The following is a 26,703-nucleotide window of genomic DNA, read 5'->3' as shown; positions in this document are numbered from 1 at the left end:
CGACGAGACAGGCCGAGGGAGGCAGACGGAGGGAGGCAGGCGGAGGGCGTTACCGTCCGGCCGGGGAACCGCAGAATCCGGCAGTGCTGATCGCGGCGATGATCCTGCGGGCCTGGTCATCGGAGACCGGATCCGCGCCCGGGCCGGTGAATCTGATTTTCGTGACGGTCAGCAGGTCCTCGGCGCCGCCGGCAATGCCGGAGCAGGTTGCCCGCACCTTCGAAAGGGCATCACCGCTGAGCAGCAGCGGGTCGATCGCCGCCAGTTCCGCCAGCACCGCCTGCTGCGCTCCGGTGCCCTCCGTGGAGACAGCACGGTTCACCACCGGGGCTTGGGCCACCGGGGTCTGGGCCGCGCGCGTCTGGGCCGGCGGGGTCTGGGCCGACGGGGTCTGGGCTGCCGGGTCCGCGGCGGTGCCGCAGCCGGCGAGCAGCGCTGCGGACAGCAGCGCCGGAAGGGCTGTTTTCTGCATGTGCTCCTCCTGCCCGTCCGCCGCCACGTGCCGTCCGGGACAAGGCCCGGGGCGGTCCTGCGGTTGCGGTGCCGGTCCCGGACCGGCCCGCTACTGTCCAGGATCCGCCTTTCAGGCCCGGTTGCGGCCCGGACTGCACCCCAGTGATCGGATGCTGGGGTGGATACCGGCGGCCGGGACCAGGAGGGCGGCCAAGGCCCCGGGACCGTGTCGGCGAAGAAACCGCCGATGTTCACCGGCTGATGGCTGTTTCGATCAGCTGCCGGAATTCCTCCAGGGTGGACGGTTCGATTTTCTGCCCGTCCAGGAAGAAGGTGGGGGTGCCGGCCACGCCCAGGCCGGTGCCGTCGTTCTTGTCCTGCTCCACCCGGGCGGCGGTGGTCGGATCGGCGACGGCCGCATCATAGGCGGCCAGATCCAGGCCCATCGCCTGGGCGAAGCCACGGAAGGTGCTCGCACGGGAATCGTTCGCGTGGGCCCACTCGGTCTGGGTTTCGAACATCCGATGGTACATGTCCTCAAACCGGCCCTGCTGCGCGGCGGCCTCCACGGCCAGCGCAGCATTCATCGAGTTGTAGTGCCCGGGCAGCGGGAAGTAGCGGGTGACGATGGTCAGATTCTCGGCGTAGTCGGTGCGCAGTTCCTCCACGAAGGGATACGCGGCCAGGCAGGATTCGCATTCGAAGTCAACGAATTCCACGAGCACGGCCTTCTCATCGGCGGCTGCGGAGAGCCGGTGGCTGTCCTCCCTCACGACCTCGGCGCTCTGGGCCAGCGAGGCCTGCGATGCAGCTTTGCTGCCGGAGCCGATCACGACGGCGGCGACGATGGCCAGGATCGCGGCGATGGCCAGGCCGATGGCGAGCTTGTTCGGAAGGGACATGGCGGGTTTGCCGGTCGGGGCGGACATGAGGGTACTCCTGGTTTCGCAGTGAAGGGCCGGCCGCATGGTGCAGGCGGGCCGGCCCTTTGGATCATCCCGAGGTTACCCCGCGGTACCGATGACAGCACAAAACCGCTATCATCGCTCTATGGCGATCAATCGAACCGAACCCGCAAAGGCATGCCAGGGCCTTGATCCGGCGGCTGCCCTGTTCCACTCGCTGGGCGATCCGACGCGGCTGGCGATTGTGAAGCGCATGGCCGGTGGGGAGGTGCGCGTCGCCGAGCTGACCGGAGAGCTGGGGCTGGCCCAGTCCACCGTCTCTGCCCATGTGGCGTGCCTGCGTGATTGCGGCTTGGTCGAGGGCAGGGTGCAGGGGCGCAGCGTGTACTACTCGCTGACCCGGCCGGAACTGATGGACATGCTCGCGGCGGCCGAGATCCTGCTGGCCGCCACCGGGAATGCGGTCAGCCTGTGCCCGAACTACGGCACCGCAGGCCTTGGCCAGTCCACGACGAAGGAGGGAACCCGATGAGCGACGCGTGCGGCTGCAGCGACGACAGGCCCGGAACCACCGAAACCGGCGAGGAGGAAGCGGAAGGTTTCTGGCACGTCACCGAGATCCGTGCCGCGGCCGTCTCCGGTGTCCTGCTGCTGGCAGCGTGGATTGTGTCGCTGGCCGACGGCCCGCCATGGCTGGGTCTGCCGCTGGAAATCATCGCGCTGGTGGTGGCGGCCCGGACCTTTGTCCCGTCGACACTGCGGCGCCTGGCCAAAGGCAAGATCGGGGTCGGCACGCTGATGACCATCGCCGCGGTCGGTGCCGTCCTGCTCCGCGAGATCGAGGAAGCGGCCATGCTCGCCTTCCTGTATGCGATTTCCGAGGGGCTTGAAGAATATTCGCTGGCCAGGACCCGCCGCGGCCTGCGCGCCCTGCTGGACCTCGTCCCGGCCGAAGCGACCGTGCTGCGCGACGGGACGGAAGTAACGGTCTCTCCGGCCGAACTCGTCCCGGGCGACCGCATGGTGGTGCGCCCCGGAGAACGGCTCGCCACCGACGGGCGGATCATCACCGGCCGCACGTCGCTGGATACCTCGGCCCTGACCGGGGAATCCGTGCCGGTCGAGGCGGGCCCGGGAACCGAGGTCTATGCCGGCTCCATCAACGGCACCGGCCCGCTCGAGGTCGAGGTAACCAGTACCGCGGAGAACAACTCGCTGGCCAGGATCGTGCACATCGTCGAGACCGAGCAGTCCCGCAAGGGACCGGGCCAGCGACTGGCCGACGCCATCGCCAGCAAGCTCGTGCCCGGGATCCTGATCGCAGCGGCGCTCATTATCGCTTTCGGCTTTATTGTCGGGGAACCGCTGCTGTGGTTCGAACGCGCCCTCGTCGTACTGGTCGCCGCCTCACCCTGCGCGCTGGCGATCTCCGTGCCCGTCACCGTCGTCGCCTCCGTCGGCGCGGCCAGCCGCATCGGCGTGCTGATCAAGGGCGGCGGCGCCCTCGAAACCCTGGGCAGAATCCGCACCATCGCCCTGGACAAGACCGGCACCCTGACCCGCAACCGGCCCGCCGTCGTCGACGTCGCCACCGCGGGAACCGCCTCCAGGGAGCACGTGCTCGCCCTGGCCGCCGGACTGGAAGCCCGCAGCGAACACCCGCTCGCCCGCGCCATCCTCGCCGCAACCCCCGAACGGGCCGAGGTCACCGACGTTGACACCATCCCGGGCGCCGGACTGGAAGGAACCCTGGACGGCAGGAAGCTGCGCCTGGGCCGCCCGGGCTGGATCGAGCCCGGAGTTCTGGCTGCGGACGTCGAGAGGATGCAGCAGGCAGGTGCCACCGCCGTGCTGATTGAGGACGACGGCCAGGTCATCGGGGCCGTGGCGGTGCGTGACGAACTGCGCCCGGAAGCCCGCGAAGTCATCGCCCGGCTCACCCGTTCCGGCTACACCACGGCCATGCTCACCGGTGACAACACCATCACCGCCAACGCCCTGGGCAAGGAGGCCGGCATCACCGAAGTCCACGCCGACCTGCGCCCGGAGGACAAGGCCGAGATCATCCGTGAACTCAAGGGCAGACGGCCCACCGCGATGGTCGGTGACGGCGTCAATGACGCACCGGCGCTGGCCACGGCCGACACCGGCATCGCGATGGGCGCCATTGGCACCGACGTTGCCATCGAAACGGCAGACATCGCCCTGATGGGCGAGGACCTGAACCACCTCCCCCAGGCACTCGACCACGCCCGCAGAACCCGCCGCATCATGCTGCAGAACGTCGGCCTGTCCCTGCTGCTGATCGCCGTGCTGATCCCGCTGGCGCTGTTCGGAGCGCTCGGACTGGCCGCCGTCGTACTGGTGCACGAGCTGGCCGAGATCGTCGTCATCGCCAACGGCGTGAGGGCCGGCCGGATCCGCCGGAAGAACCGCCTCAGCGCCCAGCAGCCCTCTCCCGTGCTGGAGCCGGCGGCTTGAGCACCGAAACCACACGCCGAAAGGACACCGATGCAGGGATTTCCAATGGTGCTCGCCTTCGCCGCCCTGCCGGCTATTGGCAATCTGCTCGGAGGCCTGGCCGCCGAAGTCCCAGAAAAATCAAACCAAGACTATAGAAGTATTATGAATTCTATGGTAGTGCTAATGGCATGAAGCTCTCGGACTACGCGAAACGGAACGACATTCAGTACCGTGCTGCGTGGAACCGGTACAAGGCCGGGAAAATCCCGGGGGCTTGGCAGGATGAATTTGGCACTATCCATGTCCCCGATCCGGTCATGGTCGACGCGAAGCTTGAGAATACCGCCGTGGTGTACGCCCGGGTCTCGGACGCCAGCCAGCGCGAGAACCTGAACCGGCAGGCCGACCGTGCCGTGGACTGGGCGATCGCACAGGGACTGCATGTCGTCGAGGTGGTCAAAGAAGTCGGCTCCGGTGTCTCCGACACCCGCCCGAAGCTGCACAAGCTGCTAAAGAAAACGAGCTACTCCACCATCGTCGTTGAGTACAAGGACCGGCTGACCCGGTTCGGCTTCGCATGGTTCGAAACCCTCGCGACCACTTCAGGCAAGCGGATTCTGGTCATGAACCCCTCTGAAGGCCAGCGTGAGGACATCGTTGCCGACCTGACCAGCGTCATCTATTCGTTCACTGCGCGCATGTACGGGCAGCGCCGGGCCGCCCGCGCGAAGGCGAAGCTCGCGCAGGAACTGCGCCCCCAGGAAGCGACTCCCGGGGAGGACGGCACATGAGCAGGCGGAACAAGGGCCTGCCGGAGCCCGCCAAGAGCCGGAAGACCCGACGAAAGAAGAGGCCGCAGCCGCAGCCAGAGCTGAAACTGACCGGCGAGGAAAAGATCCGCGCCTACCCGCTGGAGAACCACGCCAATGAGGGCAAGCTCGTGCAGGTCCGCGAGGTCCTCGGACCGTGGCGGCAGGCGCTGGTTAATATGGCCTGCATGCTCACTCGGGGCATTTATGCGGGCGAGGGACTGAAAGAGCGCATCCCGCTCAAGCCCACCGACCTGCCCTTCACCACCGTCCTGTCCTCCCGGCAGGTCAACTCCATCCACACGCAGGCACGCGGTGCGCTCGACTCGTGGCAGGAGAAGATAAAGTCCGCCGTCCGTGCAACCATCACCGGCTCACGGTTGGATGATGAGACCAAGACGATCCTGTACCGGGTGAATGTGATTGCCGGGTGGTTCGCCAAAGAGCTGGCGCTGCCCATGAAGGTCGACATTAAGACCGGCGAGCTCCACCACGGTAAAGCCAAGGGTAAGGGGTGGAAGCCTGCCGACGACCTGATCGTCGACCCGGCGCTACTAAAACTGCTGCGCCATATGGTCAAGCACCACCTCAAGAGGCATGTCCGACTGCCGAACCTGTCCCGGGTGAACTCTATGGCCATGGACGGCAAGGTCGCCCAGATCGAGAAGGCGGGCAGGGACGGCAAGTCGAACTCCTTCGATTACTGGGTCCGGGTCTCCACCCTGACACTGAATAAGCCGGTCCGCATCCCGCTGAGGGTCAATGACCATTTCGTCAAGGCCGATGGTGACCTGTCCGGCTTCGTGCAGGTCACCATCAAGGACGACAACTCGGTGCAGTTCACCCTCCAGAAGAAATCCAAGGAGGTCACCCTCCGCGAGGACAACGACAACTGGCTGGGGCTGGACTGGGGCATGACCGTCCTATTCGCCACCTCCGACGGGCGACTGTACGGGCAGGGAGCGATGCCGCACCTGCATGAGCTGGACCGGCAGGTTACTGAGCTTCAGCGCACCCTCCAGAAGCACAAGATCCGGCCCAGCTCCAGCAAGCGGTACCGCCGGCTGCAGCACCGCATCCGCGAGTACATCAAAAACGAGGTCAACCGCATCCTCAACCGGATCGCGGACGAGGACATCGCCGGACTGGTCGTGGAGAACCTCGACTTTAGGGGCGGCGGGATGAGCCGGGCCATGAACCGGCTCATCACCCGGTTCGGCAGAGCCGCGATTAAGACCAAGCTGAAGAGTCTGACGCAGGACAGGGGGCTGGCGGTCATCGAGGTGAACGCCGCCCTGACCTCGCAGGAATGCTCCGGCTGCGGGTTCGTGCACGAGAAGAACCGCAGCACGAGCAAGCGCACAAAGTTTCTCTGCCGCTTCTGCGGCAAGAAAATCCATGCGGACGTGAATGGTGCGAGGACCACTAAGTCAAGACGTTCTTGGCTTGCGCAGGGGTCCTCCAAGACCAAGCGTCAACGCATGACGGTCCGTGAGAGGTTGGACGGTGACTTCAGAGCCTATTGGGGGATGAAGTCTCAGCCCGCCCCTCGCGCGTCGGGCAGGGGGCGCTCCGCGCCCGCTGCCCATGCCGCCTAGAGCACGGCTAGCTGCGGTCTCCACGACGCACGAACAAGCCGGGTGGGAACAGAATTCCACCCGGGGAGATACTCCTCCGGGTGTCCGATAAGATCCTCAGCCAGGCACTGCATCTGGCGGCTGGTATCGTGCTTGCCGTCGTCGGCCTGGAGCTGATGCCGGAAGCCCTCAGCGGAAACCCGCCCTGGATTCCCATCCTGGCCTTCGCCCTCGGCGGGGCGGCGTTTATCGGACTTGAACGCGTCCTCGCCCTCCTGACCCAACGCGCACGTGCCGGACATCAAGCCCAGGGCCCGATGGCCATCTTCGCGGGTGTCTCGCTCGACCTCTTCAGCGACGGCGTGATGATCGGAACAGCCACCCTCATCAACCCGTCCCTGGGCCTGCTGCTGGCCCTCGGGCAGGTACCCGCCGACGTACCCGAAGGCTTCGCGGCCATAGCCATCCTGAGACGCGCCAGGATCAGACGCCGCCAACGCATTCTGCTGTCCCTGGGCTTCAGTATCCCCATACTTCTGGGAGCAGCCATCGGATACTTCCTCCTGCGCGATGCCCCCGAAATTATCACTCTCTCAGTCCTGGCGCTGACCGGAGGGGTCCTGACCAGCGTCATCATCGAAGAAATGGTCACCGAAGCCCACGAAGGCGAAACCAGCCCGACTGACCCGATCTTCCTCACCGCCGGCGCAGGACTGTTCGCCCTGGTTTCGGTCTACCTCGGTTCGTAAGCCTGGGAACGCTTCGGACCGAGGCCGGATGCGAGGACGGACGTGAGGCCAGACGTGAACCCGGCTGCTGCCGGAATCATTCCGCAGCAGCCGGACAGGTTGGTGCTATTGGCCGGTGTGTTTGCGGTGGCGGAAGAGGAAGGCTGCCACGGCGTCGCGGTTGACCGGTTGCAGCGGTCTGAACGTGCCGTCGGGGTAGCCGGTGGTGATCCCGGTGGAGGCCAGCCAGCAGATTTCGGTGTAGAAGGGGTTGTCGGTGGCCACGTCGCCGAACGGCGAGACCAGCGGCGGGGTGAAGGCCGGGGATCCGGCCAGCCGGTACAGGAACGCGGCCATGGCGTCACGGTTGACCGACTGCAGGTACCGGTAGGTGCCGTCGGGGTAACCGGTGGTGACGCCCTGGGCGGCGAGCCAGGTGATTTCTTTGTAGAACTGGTTGTCCTGGCCCAGATCCCGGAACGGTGAGACGGCCGGCGGGGTGAAGGCCGGGGATCCGGCCAGCCGGTACATGAAGGCGGCCATCGCGTCGCGGTTGACCGGGCTCACCGGCCGGTAGCTGCCGTCGGAGTAGCCGGTGGTGATCCCGTGGATGGCGAGCCAGGAGATTTCGTTGAGGAACTGGGTGCCGGCGGGTACGTCGGTATAGGACGGTGCGGGCGGGTAGGCCGGCGGAATGGTGCCGTCGTCCCAGTAGCAGCGGTCCACGCTCATGGGGTCGTGGGGGTCCGGGGCAGTTTCCGGTCCCACCCGGAACTGGACCATCATGTCGTGGTCCTCATGCGGCAGGTTGTGGCAGTGGACCATGTACTTGCCTTGGTGCGGCCCGAACTGCATCAGCAGCCTCACGGTTTCGCCTTCACCGACGTAGGCGACGTCCTTGGGACCCTCTTCGTAGGTATAGGTGGGCCTGCCTTCGCCGCCGATGATGCGGAAGTCCACCAGGTGCACGTGCATGGGGTGGAACCATCCGCCGGCGTTGTTTTCGAACTCCCAGATCTCCACCGCGTTCAGGTCCGGAGCGGCGATCACGTCCCGGTAGCCGCTGGCCACCACGCTGGCCCAGGTCTGGTCGTCAATGGTCCACAGGTTCGTCACGTCATCGCGTTTGACCCGGAAGCGGCGGGTGACGGCCGCGTCCTCGGGACGCAGGTTCATGATTTCGTTGTTCGGGTTCAGGACGGACGGGATCGTGTTCCAGGTCGGGTCCGTGGTGTCGACCGGCTCATCGGTCACGTCGAAGGCCATAACTTGGTTGGTGAAGTCATAGTCGACGTTGTTCTTGTTGGACAGGTTGTGCAGTTCGATCCGGTCGCCGGGCCGGTAGTTGCGGAAATCGATGAGGATTTCGTAGCGTTCGCCGCCCGAATGCCGCCACTCCCCCACCGTCTGCGCGGCCGGCATGAGTCCGCCGTCGGTGGCCACTACGGTGACCGGATCTCCGTTGCCGAGGGTGAACCGGAAGGACCGTGACACGCACGCGTTCAGGACGCGGAACCGGTAGACGCGCCGCTGCACCTTCATGACCGGCCACGGGGCGCCGTTGACCAGGATGATGTCGCCCCACAGGCCGGAATGGTTGTTGTCGTCATAGGCCAGGGTGCCGTCAGCGGCGAACATCGCGTCGGTGACCGTCAGGGCGACGTCGAAGCGGCCCTGCGGCAGCAGTGCCCTCTCCAGCGGATCATGGATGTGGTACTGGGCCGCGAGCCCGGAATAGGCGTTGGTCCCGGTGTGGTGGACGGCATGGTCGTGGTACCAGATCGTGCGGGCGTGCTGCGAGTTCGGGTACAGGTAGTCCTTGACGAAGCCCGGCGGCGTGGTGTCGTTGGCGTAGCCGTCGTACTCGGGCAGGGAGGCCGAGCCGTGCAGGTGCGTGGACGTGGACAGCTCGTGTCCGTCCAGGGGATGGGTTGCCGGCAGTTGGTTGCGGACCCGCAGCACCGCCTTGGTGCCCCGCTCCACGCTGATCGTCGGGCCGGGGAAAACCCCGTTATAGGACAGGATCGGAGTCGTCAGCCGCGGCAGGATGGCCGCGGTGCCGGCCGTTTCCGTTACCGAGTAGTAGTGGATCGGAGCCCCGTCCTCCGGGTCGTTGCCCTTGGCATAGGGCTCCAGGACCGGGGCCTGGGTAAGGGGTGCCTGGAACAGCCCGGGCCTGTCCTGGGGACTGAGCCGGCTTGCCGATTTGGCCTCGATCGATCCCACCGGCACCGACAGTGCTGCTGCCCCCAACACTCCCAGGCCGCCGTACTGCAGGACCCGGCGTCGCGATACTGACATCCTCATTGTCACGGGAACCACCTCTGGAGAGGGGTGGACTGTCGGGTATGCGGCTCGGCCTGCAGAACGGGACCCCCACCCCGATGCTGCCGATAGCGCCGCATACCCCTTTGCGGTCCTCTGTTTTTCCCATGCATTCCTTGTAAAAAAGTAGGACGGCGGGAGTGACGGTGCGGCTGGCCCGCGTTACTGCTGCATGAGAATTCCTTCACCGATTTCTCATCGTCGTTTCATCAACGCTGCCCACAGTGGAAGACGCCGCAGGCCGCGGTTTCCACAGTCTTATCCCGCCCAAAGGAGTGTCCCCAATGTCCGAAATGAACCAACACCGTACAGTTACGGGACTGCGCGGCGGCATGCTGGCCGGTGCCGCCACCGCCGCCCTGCTGGCACCGCTGCTGGCCGTCCCCGCACAGGCGGTGACCCTGAGCCCGCCGGCCCCGCAGTCCGGTCTGGCCAAGGCCGGCCCCATCAGCCCCGAAACCGGTTTCCCGCAGTGGTTCGAGGACAAGGGAGACCCCGCCCGGGGCCTGGCACCGGTCCGGCTGGAACTGTGCCTGGACCCGGCCCAGTGCCCCATGCTCGCAGAATCGCCCCTGCCCGATGCCGGCGACACCGTGTCCTTCCCGGACAACTTCCCCGGGGAGGCCTTCTGGTGGGCCGGCGAAGCAGTGATTGAGACCCCGACCAACCGTGCGGTGCTGGCGATGGCCACCGAGGCGGCGTTCGGCGGTGCGACTGAGACCGCGGTGGACGGTGAGCAGATCGCCTTCTCCCGGCTGCGCATCCGCGTCGACGGCCTGACTCCCGGTGAGACCTACACCATCACGCACCCGTACGGAGTCGAACAGTTCGTCGCCGAGGACGACGGCAAGGGCAGCGGGGAGATCAACTTCACCGAGGACATCGGCTGCATGGACTTCCCCTGCACCGATGCCGGCTTCGCCCGGGCCACCGCCGGACGCGTGGGCCCGTTCCTGCGCTGGGACGCCGGCGCCCCGGCCGGCCACGTCGGCGACGCGAATGTTCCGCACACCGTCACCGGCAGCCCGTACGACACGAACTTCTTCCGCGTCGAAGGCCCCGGCACGAACCTGGAAACCAATCTGTTTACTGTCCAGGGCAAACTGGCCCCGCCGCCGTCGGTCTTTACCGACGTCACCGAGGAGAACCCGTTCCTGACCGAGATCAACTGGCTGGAGGCCAACGGCATCTCCACCGGCTTCGGCGACGGCACCTTCCGCCCCGCGGCCCCGGTCAACCGCGACGCGATGGCAGCGTTCCTCTACCGGCTAGCCGGCTCCCCGGACTTCACCGCGCCGGCCGCCTCCCCGTTCACCGACCTGGCAGCCACCGGCCAGTTCTACCGGGAGATCACCTGGCTCGCCTCCGAGGGCATCACCACCGGGCACCCCGACGGCAGCTACGGGAGCCTGGCCCCGGTCAACCGCGACGCCATGGCCGCGTTCCTCTACCGGCTAGCCGAATCCCCGGACTTCACCGCCCCGGCGGTCTCGCCCTTCAGCGACGTGGCCACCGACCACCCCTTCTACACCGAAATCACCTGGCTGGCCTCCACCGGGATCACCACCGGCTTCCCCGACGGCAGCTTCCACCCGCAGGCCCCGGTCAACCGGGACGCGATGGCGGCCTTCATGTCCCGCTGGAACACCCAGTTCGGAACCCTCCCTGCCGCAGGTACAGCGGTGGACCCGGAGGCCTAGCCGTCTACCTACAGGCAAGCACGCCGTTGCGGCCCCGGTACCTAACCGGGGCCGCACGGCCGTGGTCAGCGTTTTGGTGCTATCAGTCCCGTCAGAAGGCTCTCGACCCGGCGGCGGATGTCGTCACGGACCAGGCGCATGCGTTCCATGCCCTCGATGCCGCGCAGGGACGGCTCGTCGATATCCCAGTTGCGGAATTCGGTTCCGTCGATGTGGTTGACCTTGGCTTCGCTGCCGAGGGTGATGACCAGGTCTGCGGCCCGGATGGCCTCGTCGGTGATCGCTTTGGGGACTTCATGGCTGATGTCGATGCCGAGTTCGGCCAGTGATTCGGCGGACAGGGCGTTGATCTTGTCGCCGGGCTGGGTGCCGGCGGAGCTGATCTCGAGCCGGTCGCCGGCCAGCTGCGAGGCCAGGCCTGCGGCCATCTGGGATTTGCCGCCATTTTTGACGCAAACGAACAGGACACGGGGTGTGGACGTCATTTCTTCTCCTTAGGAGTCTGTAGTGAGCGGTCAGCAGTCCGGGTCGGAGGAGCGGCCGTGGGCGGTGCCGGTGGCAAAGCCCAGGGACACCGGCTGGGGCCCGGGCGGGCAGCAGGCATCGGTGGCTGCGGCCGGGGTGGTGTCGCAGCTGCCGCCGAAGTCCGAGGAGCAGACCCCGGTTTCGGGCAGGGACAGCTGGACCCGCTCGGCGGCCTGGTGGTCGCCGGCGAGGGCGGCGGCGATGGAGCGGACCTGCTCATAGCCGGTGGCGAGCAGGAACGTCGGGGCCCGGCCGTAGGACTTCATGCCGGCAATATAGAAATCCTGGTCCGGGTGGGCCAGCAGTTTCGCCCCGTGCGGGGGTACCGTGCCGCAGCTGTGGAATTCCGGGTCGATCAGCGGGCCCAGCGCCCGGGGCGCTTCGACGCCCGGGTCCAGTTCCAGCCGGACCTCGCGCAGGATGTCCAGGTCCGGGCGGAAACCGGTGGCCGGGATCAGCAGGTCCACGTTCAGTTCGGTGTCCCCTTCGGGGGTGGAGCCGTGCGCCAGCAGGTTGTCTCCGGTCTTGAACCCGGTGATGGTGAAGGAGGTGTGCAGCTCGAGGATGCCGTCCTCGACCAGCTTCCGTAGCCTGGTGCCGAGTTGGCCGCGGGCGGGCAGCCCGTCCAGGTCTCCCCCGCCGTAGAGCCGGGTGACGGACGGGCCGCGGACGGTCCAGCTGATCCTCGTGCCGGGTTCATTCTTGGCCAGCTGGCCCAGCGAGAGCAGGGTGTTGGCCGCCGAATGCCCGGCCCCGACGACCAGCACGTGCCGTCCGGTGAACCGTTCCCGGTCCGCACCGGTGACGTCCGGCAGCGGCGCGGTGATCAGGCCCAGGCGCCGGGCCTCGTCCTCTCCCGGAGCGGGCAGGCCGGCCTGTCCCAGCGGGTTGGGCCGCTCCCAGGTGCCGGAGGCGTCGATGACGGCGCGCACCCGGTGGTCGGTGACCGACCCGTCGGCGGACTCGATGCGCACCAGGAAGGGCCGCTCCTCCCGGCCCTTGGAATGGGTCTTATCCATGCCGACCCGGCTGACGGCGACTACCCGAGAGGAGGTGTGCAGGGCGGCGGCGATCTGCGGGATGGCGGCCAGCGGCGCGACATAGCGCTCGATCAGCTCCGACCCGTAGGGCAGGGAGGTCAGCCGGGGTTCCTCCCAGCCCGAGGCCTCCAGCAGACGGCGGGAGGCGGCGTCGATGTTGAACTGCCACGGCGAAAACAGGCGGATGTGGCCCCAGGCGCTGATCGCGGCTCCTGCCGACAGGCCTGCTTCGAAAATCAGCGGCGTCAGTCCACGCTCCAGCAAGTGGGCGGCCGCGGCCAAGCCGACGGGACCGGCGCCGATCACCGCCACCGGAAGGCTGGTGGTCTCAGGCATGAATGTCCTCCTTCATTAGACATCGAAGAATATCGATGTCTACTGGTCTTGAGTATGCGCGGAGATATCGATGACTGTCAATGTGTAAGGCATAATGGGACCATGAACACCGCGCACACGCTCCCGCATCGGGTTCTCGAAGCCTGCTCCTGCGGCCCCCTGACCGGGGAGGTACTCAGCGCCGACGACGCGCAGAAATCCGCCCAGCTGCTCAAGGCCCTGGCCGACCCGGCCCGGCTGCGCCTGATCTCCCTCATCGCCGCACAGCAGGACAACGAGGCCTGTGTCTGCGACCTGACCGAACCCATCGGACTGGGCCAGCCGACCATCTCCCATCACCTGAAGATCCTGGTCGACGCCGGCATCCTGCACCGCGAGAAGCGCGGCGTGTGGGCCTACTACTCCATCATTCCCGGCGCCCTGGAACGGGCCGCCGCCATCATTTCGCCGCGGTGAGCGGCTGGCTGTCCGGCGGTGCGTATCAGGCGTGGGTGGGTTCCTCCACGACGGCGGTGGCGATGCTGTCCGCGTCGGCCAGCGCGGCGAGGTAGCGCTCGGCATCCAGCGCGGCGGCGCAGCCGGTGCCGGCTGCGGTGATGGCCTGGCGGTAGCGGTGGTCCACGGCGTCGCCGCAGGCGAAGACGCCGCGGGCGCTGGTCACCGTGGTGGGCGCATCGACCCTGATGTAGCCCTCGCTGTCCAGGTCGATCTGGCCCACCAGCAGTTCGGTCCGCGGCACGTGCCCGATCGCCACGAAGATGCCCGTGGCGTCCAGCTGCCGGACGGCGCCGGTGACGGTGTCCGTCAGCGTCACGCCGGAGACCTTGCCGTCGCCGTGGATGGCCGTGACGGCGCTGTTCCATTCAAAGCGGATCTTCTCATTGTCGCGGGCCCGCTGGGCCATGATCCGGGAGGCCCGCAGCGCGTCCCGGCGTACGATGACGGTCACCGTCCTGCCGAACCGGGTCAGAAAGAGCGCCTCCTCCATGGCCGAGTCGCCGCCGCCGACGACGATGATGTCCTGCTCGCGGAAGAAGAACCCGTCGCAGGTGGCGCACCAGGACAGGCCGTGGCCGCTGAACTTCTTCTCCTCCGGCAGGCCCAGTTCCTTGTAGGCGGAGCCGGTGGCCAGGATGACCGCCGGCGCCTCGTACGTCCTGCCGGCTCCGGTGACCACCTGCTTGAGGTGGCCCTTCAGGTCCACGGCGGTGGCGTCGTCGTACTCGATGACCGCCCCGAACCGTTCGGCCTGCCGCTGCAGGTTCTCCATCAGCTCCGGGCCCTGGATGCCGTCGGGAAAGCCGGGGAAGTTCTCCACCTCGGTGGTGTTCATCAGGGCGCCTCCCGCGGTGACCGAGCCGGCCAGCACCAGCGGTGCCAGGCCCGCGCGGGCGGCGTAGACGGCGGCGGTGTAGCCGGCGGGACCGGAACCGATGATGATCAGACTATGGGTACTCACGACAGAAATCCTTCAGGCTAAGGGGCGGGGTCTACTTGGCGGGCAGCAGGTCGGCGATCAGGGCCTGGATGCGGCCCTTGATGTCATCGCGGATCGGGCGGACGGAATCCACACCCTTGCCGGCCGGATCCTCCAGTTCCCAGTCCTCGTAGCGCTTGCCTGGGAAGATGGGGCAGGTGTCGCCGCAGCCCATGGTGATCACGACGTCGGACTCCTTGACCGCCTCGGTGGTCAGGACCTTGGGAATCTCGGCGGACATGTCGATGCCCTCTTCCTTCATGGCCTCCACGGCGGCCGGGTTGACCTTGTCCGCCGGCTCGGAGCCGGCGGAGCGGACCTCGATGCGTCCTTCGGAGAGGGTGGTCAGGTAGGCGGCGGCCATCTGGGAGCGGCCGGCGTTGTGGACGCAGACAAACAGGACGGACGGCTTCTTGGCGGTTTCGGCGGTCATGAAGGACTCCTTGGGTAGCGGGATATGCAGGGGTGGTCAGTTGGTGGCGGTTAGTTGGTGGCGGCCGGGGCCAGCAGCGGGGCAAAGTTCTCCACGCGCCGACCCAACTCCTCCAGGGCCCGGTCGAAGGCTTCGGGCGTGCCGGCCCGGATCGGATCCGGCACCGACCAGTGGACATCGGTCTTCAGGTCGAGCTCCTCGTGGGCGCGGTCGCAGACGGTGACGACCAGGTCATTGTCCGTGCGCACGTCGGCGACCTGCCGGGGGCGCACCCTCGGCAGCGCCAGGTGGTGCCTTTCGGCGGCGGCGATGGCTCCGGAAGCGATCTGGGCGGCCGGGTGGGTGCCGGCCGAGGCAGCCGGCACCTTGCTGGCCCGGCGCCAGAGCGCCGCGGCCAGGTGGGAGCGGGCGGAATTGGCGGTGCAGACGAACAATACGCGGGCCGCCGGACGCGGGGCGCCGGGGCGGAGGGCATCAAGTACGCCGGGAACGATCCGAAGGTAGGAGCGCCTGCGGTCCCCCTCGGACCTGCTGCGCACCACCAGCCCGACACCTTCGAGGACCTTCAGGTGGTGGGCCAGCAGGTTCGACGGCATCGACAGCAGCGCGGCCAGCTCCGACGGCGAAGCGTCACCGACCAGCAGCGTGTCGACGATCCGCAGCCGGGCCGGGTCGGCCAGGGCTGCGTGCAGCGCCACCCGCCGCTGCAGTCCGTCATTTAGTTCAGTGTCCATTGAGTCAATGTTGACTGAGGCGATGGGTTTCTGTCAATTTTGTTCCATGACAACTACTGAAGCGGCGGTCGTACCGTCCCTAAGCCGCCGCCTGTTCGCTGAATTCCTGGGAACGGGACTGCTCGTGGCCATCGTGATCGGCTCCGGCATCGCCGCCCAACGCCTCTCCCCCGACGACGTCGGGCTGCAGCTACTGGAGAACTCGATTGCCACGACCCTGGGCCTGGCGGTGCTGATCGTGGTACTGGCACCGGTGTCCGGTGCGCACTTCAACCCGGTGGTCTCGCTGGCGGACTGGTTCCTGGACCGGCGCCATCCCGGCGGGCCGACCCTGCCGATGGTGGGCGCCTACATCGTGGCGCAGCTGGCCGGCGGCATCGCCGGAGCGGTGCTGGCCAACCTGATGTTCGAGGTCCCGACCACGATTGCCACCAAGGAACGCATCGGAACGGGGCTCTTCGTGGCTGAAATTGTCGCCACCGCCGGACTGGTGGCGGTCATCTTCGCCCTGGTCCGCACCGGCCGGGCGGCGACACTGGCCGGCCCCGCGGTAGGCGCCTACATCGGGGCGGCCTACTGGTTCACCAGCTCCACCTCGTTTGCCAACCCGGCCGTGACCGTCGGCCGCATCTTCAGCAATACCTTCGCCGGCATCGAGCCCGGCTCCGTCCTGCCGTTCGTGCTGGCCCAGCTGCTGGGCGGGGCCATCGGCGTCGCCGTCGTCCTGGTGCTCTACCGGACACCCGTCCGGGCGGACGCAGGGAACTAGCCTGATAACGGTACGGCAACTGTTTCCCGGGGCCCGGGCGAACCGGTACGCAAGTGCAATTGGAAAGGCATTGTGCCGGCAGAACGCTGATAAATACTGTGGAGATGCTGGCTTCCCGTTATGCGTCGACCTCGCGACCGCGTTCCGGGAAGCCTTCCCATGTCTACGAAGTCCTTTTGCGCGGTGCCCCTCCCGCTGGCCTCCCACTGGCTCCGCACCAAAGGTCGTCCTCAGCGCACATTCCAGCTTCTGTTGCTGAGTCACCGGGAGGGGACTAGGCGCTCCCCCGCGGCCGGCGCGGCCGCGAGCCGGCGCCCGGGGTCGAGGCCCACACCTGGGCCAACTCGGCCCGGCTGGAGACCCCGAGCTTGGTATAGACCCGCTGCAGGTGTGCGTTGACCGTGTTCACCGCGATGCCCAGCTTCTTGGAGATGCTGTCACTGGAGGCACCGGCGGCGGCCAGCTCCCCTACGGTCCGTTCGCGCGCGGTCAGGCCCGGATCCGGGGCCTGGGTGGCGCCAACGGAGATCTTCCGGATCCGGCCCGTCGTCGTGGGCGGCTCGTACACCGGCGGCTGCGGCATCCCCGGCACGCCGGCCACCGGCATGCCGTACGGCGGCGTCGCCGGCCCGAAGAGCCCGGCCCCCGTGCCCTCGGCGGCGCCTGCTCCCGGGGCACCCCCGGCGCCCCTGACTTCACCCGCACCCGGGGTGGGCCGCACGACCGGGATGGCGGTCGTCGTCGTCGGCGGTTCGGCCAGCACCGCCTCCCCGGCATCGATGCCCAGCTCACGCAGCAGCTTGCCCGCCTGCAGCTGGCCCAGCCGGTTGGCCTGCGCGGCGAACAGATCCCGGGCCTTGATCCCGTAATCCCGGGCCAGCAGAGAATCGCCCTGGCTCAGGGCATGCCGGGCGACCTCCAGCATCGCCGTGCCGTCCTGCGCCGCCATCGCCTTTGCATACGCGGTGGCCAGCTCCGCCGTCATCCGGCCCAGCGCCTCCGCTCCGGGGACGTGCGTAAACGTTTCCGGCCGCTCCGACTCCCGCAGCCGGCCCAGCAGATCCAGCGCCAGCTGCTCGACCCCGGTGGTGCCGTGCTCGTGCGCCTCGTGCGCCAGCTCGCGCAGCAGGTCCTGGGCCTCCGCCGACTGCCCCAGCGCGGCCCGGGCAGCGGAGGCGTAGCAGTCCGCGATCCGGGCGGGCAGGTACGGGTCGTAGCGCGGCACCTCGTCGAAGCGCTCCAGCGCCTGGCGCACGGTCTCCCGCTGCCCGGACATCCAGCCGGCGGCTGCCTGCGTGGCCAGCGCCAGCGGCAGCAGGCCCATGTCGTCGCGGGTGCCCAGCTGGGACACCGCGGCGCGCAGCTCCGGCAGCCCCAGGGCGTACTTGCCCTGCCGGCACAGCACCATGCCGCGGAAAAGCTGGATGGGCCCGCCGATGTTCTTCATCCACGGGCTGGCGCCGTTCAGGTGCCCGGCACGCAGCATCTCCGGCTCGCCGAAACGGCCCAGGAAGGTCAGCACCCCGGCGTACTCGGCGAGCACGGAGATGGCGTCCTCCACGGTGGCGCTGGGGACCTGGGTGATGGTGTCCACCGCGTCCCGGGACATCTCCGCGGCCTCCTCGAACCGGCCTTTGGCGGCCAGCCCCTGGGCCACAAGCGAACGCAGCAGCGTGGCCTCCAGCGACTTGGCCGGGCGGCCGTCCGGCAGCGAGAGCATCGGATGGTCCGGAGCAGGCCAGGTTCCGGAGCGGACCTCCACCGCGGCCTCGGCCACCGTCATGCGGTCCAGCATCTTCTTGTGCGCCTTGGGATTGAGCGGATGGTCCGCCCGGTTCACGGCCAGCCTGGCGGCGGCGCGGAAGCGTTCGGCGGCATCCCGCACCACGCGCAGCTCCTCCTCCGAGTTCAGGCCCAGCGGGATCATCTGGTGCACCAGCAGGCAGACCGCACGCACGAATTCGGGGCGGGCCGGTTCCTGCTCCTGCTCGATCACACGGGTCAGCAGCACATAGGCCTGGTGGTAGCGGCGCTCGTAGAAGAACGCGCGGGCCTGCTCGGTCCGGGCAGCCAGCTGGTGCCGGCGGTCCGCCACCATGGTGGCCAGCCGGAGCGCGCGTTCGGGGTCCATCAGGTCATTGGCGGCGCGGGCGGCCTCCAGCAGCAGCCGGTCCGGCACGTGCAGGCCGCAGTCCAGCGAGAACTCGACCCGGCGCAGCGTTTCCCAGAGCGAGCCGGTGCCACGGGGTTCGGCGGCACGGGATTCGGCGGCGCGGGATTCGGCTTCACCGGCGCCCTCCGGGGCTTCGGCTTCGCTTTCGATTCGCTCCGCCGACGGGACGGTCGCGGAGGAGGCGTGCAGGACTTCGGTGCGCAGTGCGACCGAGCGGGGCAGCGCGATGGTGTGGTAGACAACCTCCGCCTCCAGCGAGCTGGAGAGGGTGACGTTGCGCGGGGGCTCGTTGCGCACGGCGATCACGCCGGCCGCATACAGTCCGGAGAGCGCGGCGGACTCAACCAGCCGCTCCAGCGTGGCCAGCGGCAGCGGCTCGGCTAGGGACAGGATCTCCACGATCCGACGCTCCGCCGGGGTGTACCGGCCCATCCGGCGTTCCATCAGCTCCCGCAGCCGGCGCCCGGAGGTGTCGATCGGGCGCATACCCACCCACACGCCGTCGCGGTTGGCGATCGCCCCGGTGAGGGACGCCTCCTCCAGGATGGCGCGCATCAGCAGCGGATTGCCCTGGGCCAGAGCGTGGACCTCGTGCGCCAGGCTCAGCGCCGGTGCCCCGCCCAGCATGGCCCCCATCACTGCCGTCGCGGCCTCCAGCGTCAGCGGGCGCAGGGCGTGCAGCCCGATGGTTCCCTCCGTCACCAGCTCCTGCAGGTCCGGGGAGAACGCGGTCTCCGCCGAGTGGGTTCCCACTACCTGCAGGTCCAGGGTCTCGGCCAGCTGGGTGACCAGCCAGAGCGAAAGGTCGTCGGCGTGCTGCAGGTTATCCAGCACCAGCAGCGTGGGCTTCTCCGGGTCCACGCCGCTGTGGATGTACCGCCGGCAGGCGTTGAGGATGGCCACCGGCACGGCTTCGCCGGACAGCGGATAGCCGGGGGCCAGATGCAGGCCGATCCCGCCCGGGATCTCCCGCAGCGCCGGCGTCAGCGCGTGGCGGACGATGTTGTGCGTCTCCTCCGCGGCCTGGACGACGGCGTCCAGCAGCGTGGACTTGCCGCCTCCGGACGGCCCGGTAATAACGACGCCGGCAAGCTCAGTTGACTGCAGACGGTCCAGGATTTGCCTTGCCTCCTGGTGACGGATCGACGCTTCGCCGCTCATCGGACACTTCCCCGTATTTTCTTCAGTGCCGCCGGTTCCGCTCCCACGAAGCGGTACCGGCCGCGGCCTCCCATGGACTTGCCTTGCACGGTGCGCCATAGACCAGCCTTATCCCCATTGATTAATTAATAAGACTAGTCCTTCGACTGCCCTCATGATTGGCAGAAAGCCTTGGGAGTTCCTTGGAGTGTGCCATTTCTTCCCCGTCCCTCCCCTCCTCCATCGTTCGCTCTGCAGCACATGCACGATGGGCCGCGCTAATGAACGCGTACTGCGCAGCGAACGGGAGGTAAGGGGAAAGGCACCCGATGATTCAGCAGCAGATGCACGTCTGAGGGCGCTAACGAACCTGTGCTGCAGAGTCAGCGGGAGGGTGAGGTCCCCGCCAGCAGACCCAACCCACCTTCGCCGAAACCTCAGTTTCTGTAGGTTCTGACGCCCATTTCCTGCAAAAACTGAGGTTTCGGCGTTGGTGGGTGGGTCGGGGGTGGAGGGTTCGAGGGTGAGATGGAGGGTGGGTCGTCCGGGTCGTCGATCGTGCCCTGGCCGGGGACATCCACGGCGACGGTGACCATCAGCTCCGCCCGGTTGCGCACGCCCACCTTGGCGTAGCTGCGGCGCAGGTGGCCCTCGACGGTGCGCACGGACAGGTGCAGCTTTGCGGCGATCTCCTTGTTGCCCAGCCCCTGCACGGCCAGCTTCACCACGTCCCACTCACGTTCGCTCAGCTGCGCGTCCTCGGCGCTGCCCAGGACCGCGTGCAGGCCCAGCTGCTGCAGGATGCGCGCCGCCGCCAAGGCGTCCTTCCGGGCGGTGGCGAAGTCGCCGCGCTCCACCGCCATGGACGCGGCCAGCCGGAGCGCCCGCGCGGCGTACTGCTGCAGCCCCGCTTCGGAGAGCCGCTCGGAGGCGTCTGACAGGTCCTTCGGCCGGCGGGTCAGCAGGGCCTGGGCGAAGGAGGACATGGCCTCCGCCGTGATGCCTTCGCACTCCCTGGCGACCTCTGACAGGCGGGACAGCAGCGCGGCCTGCCGCTTCAGCCCCTGCTGCCTGGCCTCCGGCCCCTCGGCAGCGGGCACATCCGCCGCGACCGCCGCGGCCAGCGCCAGGATCTCCGTCTCGGCGGCCTTCATGCCCGACTCCGCGGCCGCCTGCGCGCACTGCGCCAGCACGCCGTCGTCCGGCAGGCCCGCCATCCGCCGGGCACAGGCCGCGTACGCCTCGGCGATCATCGTGATGAAGCCGCGGCCCCGGCGTCGTACTTCTTCATACTGGGCCAGCGCCTCCGCCACGCCCGGATCCTTCAGCCGGGCCAGCGCGAAGGCCTTCAGCGCGCGGGCCAGCCCGCGCATCCGCTGGTTGTCTACCCGGTCCAGGGCGGGCAGCACCGGTTCCAGCACCTGGAGCACCCGGTGCATGTTCCCAACGCGCGCCTGCATCCAGGCGATCATCACGTCCACGGCGGTGCCGAAGTAGGCCAGCGCGTACGGGGTGTGCCGCGCGTAGTCCTGCAGCAGGTCCGGCACCTGTGCCCACCGGCCGGACTGCAGCAGCGCCAGCAGGTGGCGGCGCAGGATCACCTCCGCGTGGAAGAGCAGCTCGTCCGGGTACCGGTTCATCAGCTCCAGGGCCTGCGTGGTGCGGGCCGCGGCCGACTCCGGCCGGCCCACCGTGGACAGGAATTCCGCTTCCAGCACCAGCAGCGTGACGTGCAGGCTGCGGTCCCGGGTCCGGGCCGCGTGCAGCCCGGCGGCTTCCTTCAGCCGGCGGCCCATCTCCGTGTACTGGCCGCGGCAGCCCAGTGCCATGAGCTCCAGGAGCTCCGCCGCACGGGCCAGGTCGCTGTGGGCCTGGGCGGCGTCCGCGAGCGCGGGATACTTGGGCGGGTGGTGGTTCGACGCCGGGTGGTTGCCCGGTGTCCTATTATTCGGCGCCCGGTGCTCAGGCACCCGGTTTTCCGGCACCCGGTTCTCCGGGCCGAGCAGCCGGATCGCGGCCTGCCGCACCTTCCGCGCATCCTCCTCCAGGGCCGAGCACGGCCGCGGCCGGCAGACCCGGATGGCCGGGGCCAGCGCGGCGGCGAACTGCACGGTGTGGACGTTCGGGGCCTCGTCGATGGCGCCGTCAATCAGCTGCGCTGCCCTCTCCGTGTCCCCCCGGTGGTAGCTCACCCGCGCCTTGATCAGCCGGGCGATCACCCGGTTCTCCTCCGAGACGATCCCGGCCGCCGCCTTCTCCGCCAGGTTCAGCCCGGCCAGGTTGCTGGCGGCGATGCCGGCGCGCACCAGCTGCTCCTCCGGCAGCTCGATCCCGCAGGTCAGCGACCATGCCACCAGCCGCTGCAGCCCCTGCGACGAGTCCGGCTCCGCCTCCAGCAGCGCCAGCACCTTGGGCCGCAGCCGCAGGCTTTCGGTCACCGGGGTCATCAGCCGGATCGCCTCCCCGGCGAGCGGATAGCGCAGGTGCAGGCCGGCGTCGTCCTCCGTCACCACTCCGGCCTCCCGCAGCTGGCGTACGACGTCGTCCCCCGCCACCGCGGCGGCGGCCGCGGTTTCCACCGGCTCGGCCATGGCGATCAGGGTGGCCGCTTCCTGCGCATCCTGGCCCAGCCGGTCCAGCGCGTGCCGGACCGCAGCCATGGAGTGCGGCCAGTGCCGGCGCCGGGCCGTGCCCACCACCCAAGTGCCGTCCTGCCGGACCAGGGTCCCGTTGCTGCGCGAGTCCTCCAGCAACGCGTGCGCCAGGGCCAGGTTGCCGCGGCACAGCTGCCAGACGATGTCCGTCTGCGAGCGCACCATCAGGCCCGCCAGCAGCAGCCGGCAGAGCTGCTCCATTTCATCCGGAGTCAGGGCCGGGACGTCGATGCGGCCGATGGTGTTGTTGGCCTTGAGCTCATGCCACTCGGGCGGGATGCCGATGGCGGGCGAGCCCTGCTCCGGGTAGCCGCGGGCTGTGGCCAGCAGACGCAGCTGGCGGTGCTCGAGCATCTCGGCGATGACGGCGGCGGAGGCGGGGTCCAGGTCATCTGCGTCGTCGATGACCAGCAGCACCGGGCCGGGCTGGGTGTGCATTTCGTCGAGGACGGCGTGGGCCAGCTGGCGGCGGGTTTCCCGGGCGAGGGACGCGGGCGAGGCGAGGTCCGCCGTCGCAATTCCCACCAGGAAGGGGGCGAGGGCGCTGTACGGGACGCCCTTGAGGGCGGGGCTGCCGGAGAGCCAGTGGACGGTATAGGCCGGTGTGCCTGCGGCGGCTTTTTCGGCGGCTTTTTCCGCGGCCCAGTGCAGCAGCTGGGTGCGGCCGCTGCCCGGCTCCCCCACCAGCACGGCCCCCGGCGGAGTGTCCGCGCGTAGGAAGTCCTCGATCCGGCGTTCGACGTCGGCGCGCATCAGCCGCCTGCCGACGTTCCCAGCGTCCGCCACAGTCCCTCCCTTCCACCCGCACCTCCGGTCCCGGCTGCTACATAAACTGCTTCAGCTGGGAGCGGGCAGTGATATTCAGCTTGGCATAGATCTGGTAAAGGTGGCCCTCCACCGTGCGCACGGATTTGCCGATCCTTCCTGCGATTTCCTTATTGCTCAGCCCCGCCGCCGCCAGCATGGCCACCTGGCGTTCGCGTGCGCTCAGCTGCGTACTGCGCCCGCCGCCGGAATTCAGCCGGGGCTGCGGGCCTGTGTCATCGGTGACCCGGTGCCAGAGCATCTGGTGGGCATTGAAGCCAGGCGGGTGGGGCGGGTGGCCGTTGTGGCTGGGCTGGCCCTTGTGGTTGGTGCGGCCGTTGTGGTGCGGCTCGTCCGGGGCGGCTGCACCGGACTCGCCTGCACCGGACTCGCCTGCAAGGTCGGAGAGCCGGGCGGCCTGCGCGCAGAACATGTACTCCAGGGCGTCGCCGCCGCTTTCCGCGGCCAGGTCCGCCGCGTGCAGCAGCAGGCCCATGTCCTGCTGCCGCCAGCCCCGCGCATAGTCGTGCATGGCCCGCGACAGGGCCCCCTGCGCTCCGGCGGTGATCTCCTCCAGCCGGGCCAGCGCCGCCGGATCCTCCCACAGCGCGGCCAGGGCCAGCCGCATCTCCGCCGGAACATAGCGGCCGGACCGCAGGTCCTCCTCCGCCGTCTCCCGCAGCAGCGGAATCATGTCCAGGTCCCCCGTATGCAGGCGGGCGGACATCTTGCAGTACTCGGTCATGGACCGGGTGAACCAGGAGCCCGCATCGGCGTACCCGGCCGCCAACTCCAGGTACTCGTAGGCGGCGTCCCTCTCATCCATTTCCGCGTGGGCCAGGGCCGCGGCCGCATAGCCCATGCCCAGGTTGGCGGCCGTGGCCCGCTGCCGCAGCTGGGCGATGGCCAGGCGCAGGTAGTGCAGGGCGTCCTGCGGGTAGCCCTGCAGGACGTAGACCAGGCCCAGGACCAGCTCCAGTCCCCCGCGCTGGCTGGGCAGGCGCGCGGGCATGCGATCGATCGACTCCTGGACCAGCACCCGGCAGCGGTTGAGCAGCCCGGCCAGCAGCAGGCACTTGAACAGCCGCGACATCGCGGTGCTGCGCACCGGGGCGCCCAGCTCCGGATCGGGCAGCTGCGCCAGCACCTCCTGCAGCAGGGCCAGGGCGTCCTGCTGCCGGCCCGTGACCGCCAGTGCCTCGCACAGCAGCGCGGCGGCGGCAAAACGGAACTCACGCTCGTCCGGCGTGCGCGCGGCGTGCGGGGGGCGCGGCGGAGTATGGGCGGGCGCGGCGGGGCCGGCCGGATCTGCGGTGCCCGCACCCACGACGCTGGCGGCGATGGTCTCCCGGCCGCCCGCGGGCAGCGTGTCCCCGTCCGGCAGATCCTGCAGCAGCTCCTGCAGCGGACGGATGATGTCCCGGTAGTTCCCAATGAACGCGTAGTGCTCCAGCTCGCGCAGGGCGACCAGCTTCAGCAGGTGACGGACGGTATCCGGATGAGGGCCGGCGTCGTACTTCGCCTGCCACGCGGCCTCGTCCACGCCGGCCGGCGACGGGCCGACGGGCTCGATCCGTGCCCGAGCCTCCGCGAAAAGCTCGGGAACCTCATCGGAGCGGCCGTCGATCGCGTGCAGCACCACGGTGCGGGCGGTGGCGTACTCCAGGAATTCCTCGCCGTCCATTGCCGCCAGCCGATGCGGGCCGATCGCGTCCAGTGCCGCCATCGCCGCCTCCGGATCCTCCTGAATCAGGTGCGCCCGGGCGGTGGCCAGCTGCCCGTCCGTCCACTCCGGGTCCTCCGGGCGGATGTCCGTCACCACGCGCAGCGCCAGCAGCGGATCCAGCAGCCGGTTGGCCTCCCTTGCTGCAGCCAGTGCCGTGGCCGGGGTCAGCCGGTCCCCGCACGCCTGCGTCCACGCCGCAAAGGCCAGCAGCTGGGAACCCTTGACGCCCTCGGGGTGGGCGTAGGGGCCGGCTGTTTCCGGGGTGGCTGGCTGCGGGGCGGCCTGGCCGGGTCCGCCTTGGCCGGGCCCCCCAGGGGCCAGCTTGCGGCGCAGCGCGCGGCTGCGGATCACGGACACATTGGCGCGCACCGTCTCCGCCACGAAGCGGTTCCGGAAGACCACCATCGGATCCGCGGTCAGGGCAATCTCCAGTATGCCCTCGTCCTCCAGAGTGGAGATGTCCTCCGGGTCGTACAGGGCCACCAGCTGGCGCAGCGGGATCCCCTCGGACAGCGAGACCAGCTCCAGGATCTCCGCCAGCGCCGGACCGTAGCGGGCCACGCGGGCATGGATGAGCTCCTGTGCAGCGCTGCCGCTCACGGTGAGCGGACCGCGCAGGGCCCACACGCCGTCGTCGTTCTTTTCGGCGCGGTCCGGGCAGCGGTCCAGGAAGAGGTTCCCGCTGGCCAACTGCTCCGCGACCAGACGCTGCAGGTACAGCGGATTGCCCTCCGTGAGGCTGTGCAGCGCGGCGACCACCGACGGGGCCACGGTCCCGCGCAGCTGCGTCCGCAGGGTGGCGGCCACGCCCTCCTCGGTCAGCGGCGGCAGCTCCACCGGGACCAGCCGGCCGTCGCGGGCCAGGCGCTGGAAGTCCTCCGGGATGTCCTTGGCGCGGCGGCCGAACACGACCACCCGGGCCGCGCCGCTGAACACCAGTTGGATCAGCACGGCGGTACCCTGCGGATCCACCTGCCCGGCGTTATCCACCAGGATGGCCACGGGCTTGCCGTGGGCGTCGCGCTGCAGGTTCCGGGCCAGTTCAAGCGCCACCGTCACCGGGGAGTCCAGCGCCGAATCCGGCAGATCCGCGAGCAGATGGCCGAGCGCGCCGTACGGAATGCGGGAGGCCAGGTTGGTGCCGCGCAGGGCGACCAGATGGTGGGTACGGGCAAGCTTCTGGGCCAGGGCGCGGGCCAGGGCGGTCTTGCCGATGCCCGCTTCGCCGGTGACGACGGCGCCGGCGGGCTCGTGGTCGGGCGGCTGGGTGGCTTGGTTCGTGAGGTGGCCCGGTCCGGGGTGGCTGGGGTGGCCGGCGATGTGCTGGCCCCCGAGGGCGCGCAGGACCGTATCCAGCTCCTGGTCGCGGGCGACCAGAGGCCAACTCCGGCTCACGACTGATCCGGCGAAGGTCTCTGCTCCGTCGCCTGTCTTCCCAACGCCCTCGCTGCCTTCGCTGTCCGGGCCGTACATATCCCGCTTCACAGCAACCCCATTGCGTTCCCGACTTATCCCGACGAAGGCCGATTCCCAGTAGCCCTTCAGGTGACACAAAGCCTACAACGATCACAGGCATGGTTGAACGCTTTGGGGCAATTGTTTCATTGCGGCTTGGGCCCGGCTCGAGCGGAGTCACCGTATTTCGCGCCGATTGGGCTTGTCGCGGGCCGGTGCCGGCTAGCGAAAAACCCGTTAGAGCGCGAAAAGCGTCGGCGCAGCGAGGGGCCGGATGGTTTACACCGTAAGCAACACCGGGATTTTCCCATGGTGCCCGGTGTGTGGTGACGTTACGCCGCTTCAGGCGAAGATCGTGTGCCGGGGCCAGCCCCCCCAACAGCCGCCCCGGCACACGACGTGCGAACGGACACGAGAATCAAGCCGCGCCCTGACGCCCACGGCAAGCAGCCGGCGTCGTAGTTTCCTCCACGAGCG

General features: G+C 68.8%; 19 protein-coding genes. 8 read left to right on the top strand and 11 right to left on the bottom strand.

Annotated features, from left to right (window positions below; genetic code table 11):
- Window positions 1–49: 49 nt before the first annotated feature.
- Window positions 50–472 carry a hypothetical protein gene (locus tag AC5RWU_RS17025; RefSeq protein WP_494037101.1) on the bottom strand — a complete coding sequence of 141 codons (423 nt, stop codon included), beginning with the start codon at window positions 470–472 and terminating at the stop codon, window positions 50–52.
- A 232-nt stretch (window positions 473–704) separates the two neighbouring features.
- The gene (locus AC5RWU_RS17020; RefSeq protein WP_494032337.1) at window positions 705–1,382 is read right to left on the bottom strand and encodes a DsbA family protein; all 678 of its coding nucleotides are present in this window, start codon (window positions 1,380–1,382) and stop codon (window positions 705–707) included.
- 121 nt (window positions 1,383–1,503) lie between these two features.
- On the opposite strand from AC5RWU_RS17020, the gene AC5RWU_RS17015 reads away from it, so the two are divergent.
- The 5 genes from AC5RWU_RS17015 (at window position 1,504) to AC5RWU_RS16995 (ending at window position 6,956) form a co-directional block, all read left to right on the top strand.
- A complete protein-coding gene (locus AC5RWU_RS17015) occupies window positions 1,504–1,890 on the top strand; it encodes an ArsR/SmtB family transcription factor (protein ID WP_494032338.1) in 387 nt (128 codons plus the stop codon).
- A complete protein-coding gene (locus tag AC5RWU_RS17010; protein WP_494032339.1) occupies window positions 1,887–3,839 on the top strand; it encodes a heavy metal translocating P-type ATPase in 1,953 nt (650 codons plus the stop codon). The genes AC5RWU_RS17015 and AC5RWU_RS17010 overlap by 4 nt, the downstream gene beginning before the upstream one ends.
- 170 nt (window positions 3,840–4,009) lie before the next feature.
- Complete coding sequence (locus tag AC5RWU_RS17005) at window positions 4,010–4,612, top strand: IS607 family transposase (RefSeq protein WP_494032340.1); 603 nt, start codon at window positions 4,010–4,012, stop codon at window positions 4,610–4,612.
- Window positions 4,609–6,228, top strand: a complete 1,620-nt coding sequence (locus AC5RWU_RS17000; RefSeq protein ID WP_494032341.1) for an RNA-guided endonuclease InsQ/TnpB family protein — start codon at window positions 4,609–4,611, stop codon at window positions 6,226–6,228. The genes AC5RWU_RS17005 and AC5RWU_RS17000 overlap by 4 nt, the downstream gene beginning before the upstream one ends.
- An 80-nt stretch (window positions 6,229–6,308) precedes the next feature.
- Window positions 6,309–6,956 carry a ZIP family metal transporter gene (locus AC5RWU_RS16995; RefSeq protein ID WP_494032342.1) on the top strand — a complete coding sequence of 216 codons (648 nt, stop codon included), beginning with the start codon at window positions 6,309–6,311 and terminating at the stop codon, window positions 6,954–6,956.
- Between the two features lie 105 nt (window positions 6,957–7,061).
- On the opposite strand, the gene AC5RWU_RS16990 is transcribed toward AC5RWU_RS16995, so the two are convergent.
- Complete coding sequence (locus tag AC5RWU_RS16990) at window positions 7,062–9,242, bottom strand: S-layer homology domain-containing protein (RefSeq protein WP_494032363.1); 2,181 nt, start codon at window positions 9,240–9,242, stop codon at window positions 7,062–7,064.
- Window positions 9,243–9,544: 302 nt separating this feature from the next.
- Here AC5RWU_RS16990 and AC5RWU_RS16985 point away from each other — a divergent pair, with 302 nt between their 5' ends.
- Window positions 9,545–10,960, top strand: coding sequence for an S-layer homology domain-containing protein (locus tag AC5RWU_RS16985; RefSeq protein WP_494032343.1), 1,416 nt, complete (start codon window positions 9,545–9,547; stop codon window positions 10,958–10,960).
- A 65-nt stretch (window positions 10,961–11,025) separates the two neighbouring features.
- Here AC5RWU_RS16985 and AC5RWU_RS16980 read toward each other — a convergent pair whose 3' ends face one another.
- Entirely contained in the window at window positions 11,026–11,445 is a 420-nt protein-coding gene (locus AC5RWU_RS16980; protein WP_494032344.1) for an arsenate-mycothiol transferase ArsC, read from the bottom strand.
- Window positions 11,446–11,475: 30 nt separating this feature from the next.
- Entirely contained in the window at window positions 11,476–12,861 is a 1,386-nt protein-coding gene (locus tag AC5RWU_RS16975; protein WP_494032345.1) for an NAD(P)/FAD-dependent oxidoreductase, read from the bottom strand.
- Between the two features lie 102 nt (window positions 12,862–12,963).
- Between AC5RWU_RS16975 and AC5RWU_RS16970 the strand changes: the two genes are divergently transcribed.
- Window positions 12,964–13,317 (top strand): ArsR/SmtB family transcription factor, encoded by a 354-nt coding sequence (locus AC5RWU_RS16970; protein WP_494032346.1) that lies wholly within the window; start codon window positions 12,964–12,966, stop codon window positions 13,315–13,317.
- A 25-nt stretch (window positions 13,318–13,342) separates the two neighbouring features.
- On the opposite strand, the gene trxB is transcribed toward AC5RWU_RS16970, so the two are convergent.
- Genes trxB through AC5RWU_RS16955 form a run of 3 tightly spaced genes read right to left on the bottom strand, consistent with a single transcriptional unit; the run spans window position 13,343 to window position 15,505 of the window.
- On the bottom strand, window positions 13,343–14,320 hold the full coding sequence (trxB, locus tag AC5RWU_RS16965) for a thioredoxin-disulfide reductase (protein ID WP_494032347.1): 978 nt from the start codon (window positions 14,318–14,320) through the stop codon (window positions 13,343–13,345).
- Window positions 14,321–14,351: 31 nt separating this feature from the next.
- Window positions 14,352–14,771 (bottom strand): arsenate reductase ArsC, encoded by a 420-nt coding sequence (locus AC5RWU_RS16960; protein WP_494032348.1) that lies wholly within the window; start codon window positions 14,769–14,771, stop codon window positions 14,352–14,354.
- A gap of 50 nt (window positions 14,772–14,821) precedes the next feature.
- A complete protein-coding gene (locus AC5RWU_RS16955) occupies window positions 14,822–15,505 on the bottom strand; it encodes an arsenate reductase/protein-tyrosine-phosphatase family protein (protein WP_494032349.1) in 684 nt (227 codons plus the stop codon).
- A gap of 46 nt (window positions 15,506–15,551) precedes the next feature.
- Here AC5RWU_RS16955 and AC5RWU_RS16950 point away from each other — a divergent pair, with 46 nt between their 5' ends.
- Window positions 15,552–16,274, top strand: a complete 723-nt coding sequence (locus AC5RWU_RS16950) for an aquaporin (RefSeq protein ID WP_494032350.1) — start codon at window positions 15,552–15,554, stop codon at window positions 16,272–16,274.
- Between the two features lie 274 nt (window positions 16,275–16,548).
- Here the strand turns inward: AC5RWU_RS16950 and AC5RWU_RS16945 are convergent, their stop codons facing one another.
- From AC5RWU_RS16945 to AC5RWU_RS16935, 3 genes are all read right to left on the bottom strand, one after another.
- Window positions 16,549–19,608 carry a helix-turn-helix transcriptional regulator gene (locus AC5RWU_RS16945; protein WP_494032351.1) on the bottom strand — a complete coding sequence of 1,020 codons (3,060 nt, stop codon included), beginning with the start codon at window positions 19,606–19,608 and terminating at the stop codon, window positions 16,549–16,551.
- Between the two features lie 416 nt (window positions 19,609–20,024).
- Window positions 20,025–23,027 (bottom strand): helix-turn-helix transcriptional regulator, encoded by a 3,003-nt coding sequence (locus tag AC5RWU_RS16940; RefSeq protein WP_494032352.1) that lies wholly within the window; start codon window positions 23,025–23,027, stop codon window positions 20,025–20,027.
- A 37-nt stretch (window positions 23,028–23,064) separates the two neighbouring features.
- Window positions 23,065–26,256, bottom strand: coding sequence for a helix-turn-helix transcriptional regulator (locus AC5RWU_RS16935; RefSeq protein ID WP_494032353.1), 3,192 nt, complete (start codon window positions 26,254–26,256; stop codon window positions 23,065–23,067).
- Window positions 26,257–26,703: the final 447 nt, after the last annotated feature.

Source organism: Arthrobacter sp. B0427-1-12, assembly GCF_059092905.1.
The sequence above is the reverse complement of the archived record's forward strand: the minus strand, read 5'-3'. Positions and strand labels throughout refer to the sequence as shown.

Excerpts from the sequence above, each read along its gene's own strand:
- AC5RWU_RS17025 (WP_494037101.1), bottom strand. The coding sequence starts at position 472 with ATGCAGAAAACAGCCCTTCCGGCGCTGCTGTCCGCAGCGCTGCTCGCC.
- AC5RWU_RS17020 (WP_494032337.1), bottom strand. The coding sequence starts at position 1,382 with ATGTCCGCCCCGACCGGCAAACCCGCCATGTCCCTTCCGAACAAGCTC.
- AC5RWU_RS16960 (WP_494032348.1), bottom strand. The coding sequence starts at position 14,771 with ATGACCGCCGAAACCGCCAAGAAGCCGTCCGTCCTGTTTGTCTGCGTC.
- AC5RWU_RS17015 (WP_494032338.1), top strand. The coding sequence starts at position 1,504 with ATGGCGATCAATCGAACCGAACCCGCAAAGGCATGCCAGGGCCTTGAT.
- AC5RWU_RS16985 (WP_494032343.1), top strand. The coding sequence starts at position 9,545 with ATGTCCGAAATGAACCAACACCGTACAGTTACGGGACTGCGCGGCGGC.
- AC5RWU_RS17000 (WP_494032341.1), top strand. The coding sequence starts at position 4,609 with ATGAGCAGGCGGAACAAGGGCCTGCCGGAGCCCGCCAAGAGCCGGAAG.
- AC5RWU_RS17010 (WP_494032339.1), top strand. The coding sequence starts at position 1,887 with ATGAGCGACGCGTGCGGCTGCAGCGACGACAGGCCCGGAACCACCGAA.
- AC5RWU_RS16950 (WP_494032350.1), top strand. The coding sequence starts at position 15,552 with ATGACAACTACTGAAGCGGCGGTCGTACCGTCCCTAAGCCGCCGCCTG.
- AC5RWU_RS16990 (WP_494032363.1), bottom strand. The coding sequence starts at position 9,242 with ATGAGGATGTCAGTATCGCGACGCCGGGTCCTGCAGTACGGCGGCCTG.
- AC5RWU_RS16970 (WP_494032346.1), top strand. The coding sequence starts at position 12,964 with ATGAACACCGCGCACACGCTCCCGCATCGGGTTCTCGAAGCCTGCTCC.
- AC5RWU_RS16980 (WP_494032344.1), bottom strand. The coding sequence starts at position 11,445 with ATGACGTCCACACCCCGTGTCCTGTTCGTTTGCGTCAAAAATGGCGGC.
- AC5RWU_RS16945 (WP_494032351.1), bottom strand. The coding sequence starts at position 19,608 with ATGAGCGGCGAAGCGTCGATCCGTCACCAGGAGGCAAGGCAAATCCTG.
- AC5RWU_RS17005 (WP_494032340.1), top strand. The coding sequence starts at position 4,010 with ATGAAGCTCTCGGACTACGCGAAACGGAACGACATTCAGTACCGTGCT.
- AC5RWU_RS16975 (WP_494032345.1), bottom strand. The coding sequence starts at position 12,861 with ATGCCTGAGACCACCAGCCTTCCGGTGGCGGTGATCGGCGCCGGTCCC.
- AC5RWU_RS16955 (WP_494032349.1), bottom strand. The coding sequence starts at position 15,505 with ATGGACACTGAACTAAATGACGGACTGCAGCGGCGGGTGGCGCTGCAC.